Source organism: Mesorhizobium sp. M7A.F.Ca.CA.004.04.2.1 (assembly GCF_004022825.1).
Classification (GTDB): Bacteria; Pseudomonadota; Alphaproteobacteria; order Rhizobiales; family Rhizobiaceae; genus Mesorhizobium.
On the sequence record NZ_RZPH01000333.1, the window covers coordinates 1 to 5,604 of the forward strand.

Sequence of the window (5,604 nt, forward strand, 5' to 3'; positions counted from 1 at the left end):
GTTCAGACAGAACAGGATCACATGCAGAAATTTACCGTTTTAACGGCAGCTCTTGCTGCCGGCGTAATGACTTTTGCCTTCAGTGCCGCAGATGCCGCGCCCCTCAGCCCGCGAGCCGATCAAGGGCCTGTCGTGGCATCCGCGAAAAGCGGCAAGGCCCCACAGGCCAGAAGCGGCAAGGCAGGCCACGACGCCAAGGCGACGAAGCGGGCTTCCGCGAAAATGGAAAAAGCAAGCTGGTCCAAGCCGAAGAAGTCCGCCAGAAAGCAGACGAAGCGTGGCCGAAAAACCGTCGACATGACGGCAACGGCGTCGATCGGTGTCCGGAACGCGGCAGCCTCGGCGGCCGCGGTGGCCAGCAGCGGTCAGTATTCCGCTATCGTTGCCCGCTATGCGGCGATCGAAGGCGTTCCGGTATCGCTCGCCTCGGCGGTTATCCAGATCGAAAGCAACTACCGGCCCAACATCGTTGGCGGCGCCGGCGAGATCGGCTTGATGCAGATCAAGCCGGCCACGGCTCGGATGATGGGCTATAGCGGCTCCGCCAAGGGCCTGTTCGATCCCGACACCAACATCAAATACGGCATGAAATACCTTGCCATGGCGCGGAGCCTCGGCGGCGGCACGACCTGCGGCACCATTCTGAAATACAATGCCGGCCACGCCGCAACGCGGATGAACCCGGTGTCGGCCGCCTATTGCGGCAAGGTCAAGGTGCAGATGGCTGCGCTGGGATCGCCCGCATAAGTCTGCTTTTTCGTTTGCGTTTTCGGGCGCGAACCCCTTTATACGCTCTGCCAGCTGGCTGGGCGGCCGCACCCGCAAACGCCGAAAGGTCGTGGGTGAGGAAAGTCCGGGCTCCATGGAAACACGGTGCCGGTTAATGGCCGGCGGGGGCGACCCCAGGGAAAGTGCCACAGAAAGCAAACCGCCACGATCCGGCTTGCCGGATTCGGGGTAAGGGTGAAAGGGTGGGGTAAGAGCCCACCGCGCGACTGGCAACAGGAGCGGCACGGTAAACCCCACCGGGAGCAAGACCGAATAGGGACGGTGCGAGGGGAAACCCTCGAGGGCTGTTTCCGGCTCACCGTCCGGGTAGGTTGCGTGAGGCGCATGGCAACATGCGCCCAAGATGAATGGCCGCCACGTTCTCGCCCCGCAAGGGGCGGGGGCCATACAGAACCCGGCTTACAGGCCAGCTGGCAATTTCTCTCCCCCGATATCAAGAGAAGTCTCTTGAATTCAGCAGGTTGCGCCCTCGGGCGCGCCTGTTGATTCAAGCCTGCCCGGCCGTTCATCCGTGCGAGCGAGAGTCGGCCATTGCTTGAAACCGGTGCGATTAAATCGTACCATGATCGGGAAATGGTATCGGGAGCCTCTCATGGGACAGGTCGACAAACGCAGCATCACGCTGTCGCCGGAACTGGCGCAGGCGGTGGATGATGTCGTCGCCGCCGGCGAATATGCCTCCGCCAGCGAAGTGATCCGCGATGCGCTGCGGCAATGGAAGGATCGGCGCGATCTCTTCGGCTATACGCTCGATGAGTTGCGCAAGCTGGTGCAGGAAGGGATAGACAGCGGGCCGGGACGATTTGCGTCGATGGATGAAATCAAGGCCGAGGCGCGGAGGCGCTTGCGATCTGACGACGCAGCATGAATTCGCTATTCATCGCCCGGAACGCGCGCGCAGAAGACGATTTGATCGCGATCTGGCTTCATGTTGCACGCGATAGCGAGGTCGCAGCGGATAGGTTGCTCGATCGCATCGAGGCACGGTGGCAGCAACTGGAGACCTATCCCTTCTCCGGCGCGCCGCGCGATGACATCGCGCCCGGCGTCCGTCATCTGCTCGTTGGCGACTATCTCACCTTGTATCGTGTAGGTGACGACGCGATCGAGATCATTCGTGTACTGCACGGCTATCGCAACATAGAAGCCGACGATCTCGGCCCGTGATCGGTCCGGTTAGCCGCCGATCTTGTCCAGCGACGTCTCGATTGCCTTCCAGAGCTCTTCCACCGGCTCGCAGCCGACCGAGAGGCGAACGAAGCCGGCGGCAACGGCATCGCCTCGCTTCAAGCGCCGCTCGGCGGAGGTGTGGACGCCGCCGAAGGATGTCGCGGCCTGCATCAAGGCGCAATTGTTGATGAAATCCTCGGCCTTGTCCTCCGAGGCGAGCTCGAAAGAGATCAGAAAGCCGAAGCGCTCCATCTGGGCACGGGCAAGGTTGTGCGACGGATCGCCTTCCAGTCCGGGATAACGCAGGCCGCTGATTGCCCGGTGGCCCTGCAGCCGCCGCGCGATGACTTCCGCCGAGGAACACATGCGATCGAAGCGCACATCCAGTGTCTCCAGGCCGCGATGCACCAGCCAGGCTTCGAATGGTCCGGGAATGCTGCCGGAAACTTCGCGCCAGCCGGTCACGGCGGCGATGATCTCGGCATTGCGGCTGGCGACATGGCCGAACAGCACATCTGAATGGCCGTTGGGTGCCTTGGTGTCGGCGGCAACGACGATATCGGCGCCATGGTCGAGCGGCCGCTGGCCGAAGGGTGTCATGGTCGTGTTGTCGACCACAAGGATCGCGCCGGCTTTGTGAACAGCATCGGCAACGGCGGCGATATCGCAGATATCCAACCCCGGATTGGCAGGGGTTTCGACAAAGGCGAGGCGATAGCCATCGAAGCCGCCGTCGAGGAAGGTCGAGGTAGGCCTGACATCGTAGGCGATGCCGAGCGGCTTGAGGAAGCGATCGGCCAGCGCTCTTGTCGTGTGGTAGCCGTCCGATGGCAGCAGGATACGGTCGCCAGTCTTGAGCACGGCAAAAAACGCCGCCGAGATTGCCGCCATTCCTGAAGGGAAGGCGACGCAAGGCGCGTCCTCCAGATGGGCCAGCATATGTTCGACCGCGTCCCAGGTCGGGTTGCTGAATCGCCCGTACTGGTTGAAACCGGTGGCGTCGCCGGGCGCATGAAAGATGGCGGCCATGGTCAGTGGCAGGGGAATGGAATCGCCCATGGCAAGCCCGCTGCGACGCAGGTGAGGAAGCGCTGCAGCGCGTGACTTTGCAGTTTCAGACATCGAATTTCCAACCCTGTTTGCGACCGGCGATATGTGGCGAGACGCTATGCCCGGCAGCGGCGCGCGGCAAGGCGCGTCCGGGTGGGCCAGGCGGCTCTAAACGGTTCGTTAGGCTTAATAGACCATAAAGACGAGACGTGTCGGCGAGGCTGCTCTCATTGGTCGCGGCGCGCGTGTTTGTGAAGCCTAATCCCGTTGACGCCCATAGTGCCCCATGATATCCCATCTAGACATCAAAGCCTTCGTTCCGTGTCAGGGTAAAGCGTACGCCAATCGGGCAGCCGCGGCGGCTGCGCGTTTGCCGGTTTTTGCCCGTGCGGATGAGGCTGATGCGGGGCAGGGAGCGCGCTGCGGCGGCGCGTGCGACAAGATGGAGAGGGGTGCGGCGGCGCAAGCGGCTGTAGCGTTTAATGGACCGGTTTCTGTCAAGCACGGTGAGCAGGATCGATGCGAAGGGACGGGTGTCCGTTCCCGCGCATTTCCGTGCGGTCGTGCAGAAGCGCGGCTATTCGGAACTCTATGCGCTGCGCTGCCTGGATCTGCCGGCGATGGATGTCGGCGGGCTCGATCTGCTCGACCGCTACGAGCAGCGCATCGCGCTCGAGGATCCCTTCCTGCAGACGGCGGACGATATGTCGTTCTTCTGCCATGGCGACGGAACCTTCTTGAAACTCGACCAGGACGGCCGCATCACGATGAGCGATTTCCTTCGCGAACACACCGGCATTTCGGCGGAAGTGGCCTTTGTCGGGCGCGGCAATTTCTTTCAGATCTGGGAGCCGGGACGGCTTGCCGCCTATGGGGCGCAGGCGCGGGCACGGCTTTTGCAGCTTCGGCAGGGGACGAAGCCTGGGGAGCGACCGGAATGACGGCAGGCCACGGCGATGACCTTCCTCGCGCCGTAGATGGGCACGCCGTTGGCGGATCGGCTCGCCACATTCCGGTCCTCCTTGCCGAGGTGCTCGAAGCGTTGGCGCCGGCGCAGGGCGACCTCATCATCGACGGCACGTTCGGCGCCGGCGGCTACACCAGGCCCATTCTGGCGACGGGCGCTTCCGTGGTGGCGATCGACCGCGATCCGGATGCCATTGCGGCCGGGCGCGATCTGGAAGTGCAATCGGGCGGTCGGCTGCGCCTGGTGCACGCGCCGTTCTCGACGCTGGATGAACATGTCGAGAGCGCCGACGGGATCGTGCTCGACATCGGCGTGTCCTCTATGCAGCTCGACCAGGCGGAGCGCGGGTTTTCGTTCCGCGCCGACGGGCCGCTCGACATGCGCATGGCGCAATCGGGCCTTAGCGCCGCCGACGTCGTCAATTCCTTCAAGCCGGGCGATCTTGCCCGCATCTTCGGCTTCCTCGGCGAGGAGCGTCATGCCGGGCGCATCGCCCGCATGATCGAGGCTCGCCGTGAAAAGCGCCCGTTCGAGCGCACGCTGGAACTGGCCGACGCCATCGAGACGCATATCGGCCGTGCGCCGAAGGACAAGATCCATCCGGCTACGCGCGTGTTCCAGGCGCTGCGCATCTTCGTCAATGACGAGCTTGGCGAACTGGCCAAGGCCCTGTTCGCGGCCGAGCGCACGCTGAAGCCGGGCGGACGGCTCGCCGTGGTCACCTTCCATTCGCTGGAAGACCGCATCGTCAAGCGTTTCATCGCCGACCGGGCCGATGTCGCGACCGGCTCGCGGCATTTGCCCGAGGCGCATGCCCGCACCGCGACGTTCCGCAAGGCGGGTGGCGGCGTGACTGCCGGCGACGCCGAGGTGGCGGCCAATCCGCGCGCCCGTTCGGCTAGGCTGCGCGCGGCAATCCGCACGGATGCGCCAGCGCGCAGCAGCGATTTTTCGATTTTCGGCCTTCCAAAGCTTCCCGGCCCAACACTTCCTGGCACAGGCCGGCCGGGGGAGAGGTAGCTAAGTGTTTCGTACCAGCGACATTGTCCTGATCGCCGTCATGGTTGCGGTCGCGGCCCTTACCTACAAGGCCAAGCGCGAGGCCGAGGAACAATTGGCCGCGGTGCAGAAGATCCATGCGCAGATACGCTATGAGGAGGACACGATCGACCTGCTCAAGGCCGACTGGAGCCTGCTTACCCAGCCGTCGCGGCTGCAGAAGCTCGCCGAACTCTACAAGTCGCAGCTCGAACTCGAGCCGGTCAGCGCTCGCCAGATCGGCGGCATCGGCGACCTGCCGGCCAAATCCCTTGACATCCAGGACATCCTGTCGGGACGCCAGGGCGGCATGGCCGACAATTCCGACCAAGCGCCTTCGGACAGTAAGGATCCCGTCGTGACCGGAGGCATCGCCCAATGATCGGCAAACTGCTGAAGCGTCGCGCCAGGACGAGTGAAGATGGATCGATCGTGGTCGAGGGCGCCCGCAAGGCGACCGGCGGCAAGGGCAGGACGCGCATCGTCATGACCATGGCGGTGTTCTTCGGTATCTTCTCGACCATATCAGGGCGGCTGGTCTACCTCGGCTTCCAGACCCCCGACATGTCGGGCGGTCCGCAGAGCCGGGT

General features: G+C 63.7%; 7 protein-coding genes, 1 other RNA gene and 1 pseudogene. 8 read left to right on the forward strand and 1 reads right to left on the reverse strand.

The annotated features are described in order from the left end of the window. Positions 1 to 21: 21 nt before the first annotated feature. The 4 genes from EN893_RS16310 to EN893_RS16325 all read left to right on the forward strand — a co-directional run bounded on the left by EN893_RS16310 (position 22) and on the right by EN893_RS16325 (position 1,956). Positions 22 to 747 carry a lytic transglycosylase domain-containing protein gene (locus tag EN893_RS16310; protein WP_127268666.1) on the forward strand — a complete coding sequence of 242 codons (726 nt, stop codon included), beginning with the start codon at positions 22 to 24 and terminating at the stop codon, positions 745 to 747. A 50-nt stretch (positions 748 to 797) separates the two neighbouring features. Beyond that, an RNA gene (gene rnpB, locus EN893_RS16315) (RNase P RNA component class A) lies at positions 798 to 1,207 on the forward strand. Positions 1,208 to 1,381: 174 nt separating this feature from the next. After that, positions 1,382 to 1,657, forward strand: a complete 276-nt coding sequence (locus tag EN893_RS16320; protein WP_027034949.1) for a type II toxin-antitoxin system ParD family antitoxin — start codon at positions 1,382 to 1,384, stop codon at positions 1,655 to 1,657. Then, entirely contained in the window at positions 1,654 to 1,956 is a 303-nt protein-coding gene (locus EN893_RS16325; protein WP_127271465.1) for a type II toxin-antitoxin system RelE/ParE family toxin, read from the forward strand. Before EN893_RS16320 ends, EN893_RS16325 begins: the two co-directional genes overlap by 4 nt. 9 nt (positions 1,957 to 1,965) lie before the next feature. On the opposite strand, the gene EN893_RS16330 is transcribed toward EN893_RS16325, so the two are convergent. Beyond that, positions 1,966 to 3,081 (reverse strand): cystathionine gamma-lyase, encoded by a 1,116-nt coding sequence (locus EN893_RS16330; protein ID WP_127271467.1) that lies wholly within the window; start codon positions 3,079 to 3,081, stop codon positions 1,966 to 1,968. Between the two features lie 410 nt (positions 3,082 to 3,491). Here EN893_RS16330 and mraZ point away from each other — a divergent pair, with 410 nt between their 5' ends. From mraZ to EN893_RS16350, 4 genes and pseudogenes are all read left to right on the forward strand, one after another. Continuing rightward, complete coding sequence (gene mraZ, locus EN893_RS16335) at positions 3,492 to 3,950, forward strand: division/cell wall cluster transcriptional repressor MraZ (RefSeq protein ID WP_127271469.1); 459 nt, start codon at positions 3,492 to 3,494, stop codon at positions 3,948 to 3,950. After that, complete coding sequence (rsmH, locus tag EN893_RS16340; protein ID WP_127271471.1) at positions 3,947 to 4,996, forward strand: 16S rRNA (cytosine(1402)-N(4))-methyltransferase RsmH; 1,050 nt, start codon at positions 3,947 to 3,949, stop codon at positions 4,994 to 4,996. Before mraZ ends, rsmH begins: the two co-directional genes overlap by 4 nt. 4 nt (positions 4,997 to 5,000) lie before the next feature. Beyond that, a complete protein-coding gene (locus tag EN893_RS16345; RefSeq protein ID WP_127271473.1) occupies positions 5,001 to 5,396 on the forward strand; it encodes a hypothetical protein in 396 nt (131 codons plus the stop codon). Next, positions 5,393 to 5,604 (forward strand): annotated as a pseudogene (locus EN893_RS16350) (penicillin-binding protein 2); the annotation flags it as partial. The gene EN893_RS16345 and the pseudogene EN893_RS16350, both read left to right, overlap by 4 nt.

Bases quoted from the DNA above. Each gene is read 5' to 3' on its own strand.
- EN893_RS16310 (WP_127268666.1), top strand. From the start codon at position 22: ATGCAGAAATTTACCGTTTTAACGGCAGCTCTTGCTGCCGGCGTAATG.
- EN893_RS16320 (WP_027034949.1), top strand. From the start codon at position 1,382: ATGGGACAGGTCGACAAACGCAGCATCACGCTGTCGCCGGAACTGGCG.
- EN893_RS16325 (WP_127271465.1), top strand. From the start codon at position 1,654: ATGAATTCGCTATTCATCGCCCGGAACGCGCGCGCAGAAGACGATTTG.
- EN893_RS16330 (WP_127271467.1), bottom strand. From the start codon at position 3,081: ATGTCTGAAACTGCAAAGTCACGCGCTGCAGCGCTTCCTCACCTGCGT.
- mraZ (WP_127271469.1), top strand. From the start codon at position 3,492: ATGGACCGGTTTCTGTCAAGCACGGTGAGCAGGATCGATGCGAAGGGA.
- rsmH (WP_127271471.1), top strand. From the start codon at position 3,947: ATGACGGCAGGCCACGGCGATGACCTTCCTCGCGCCGTAGATGGGCAC.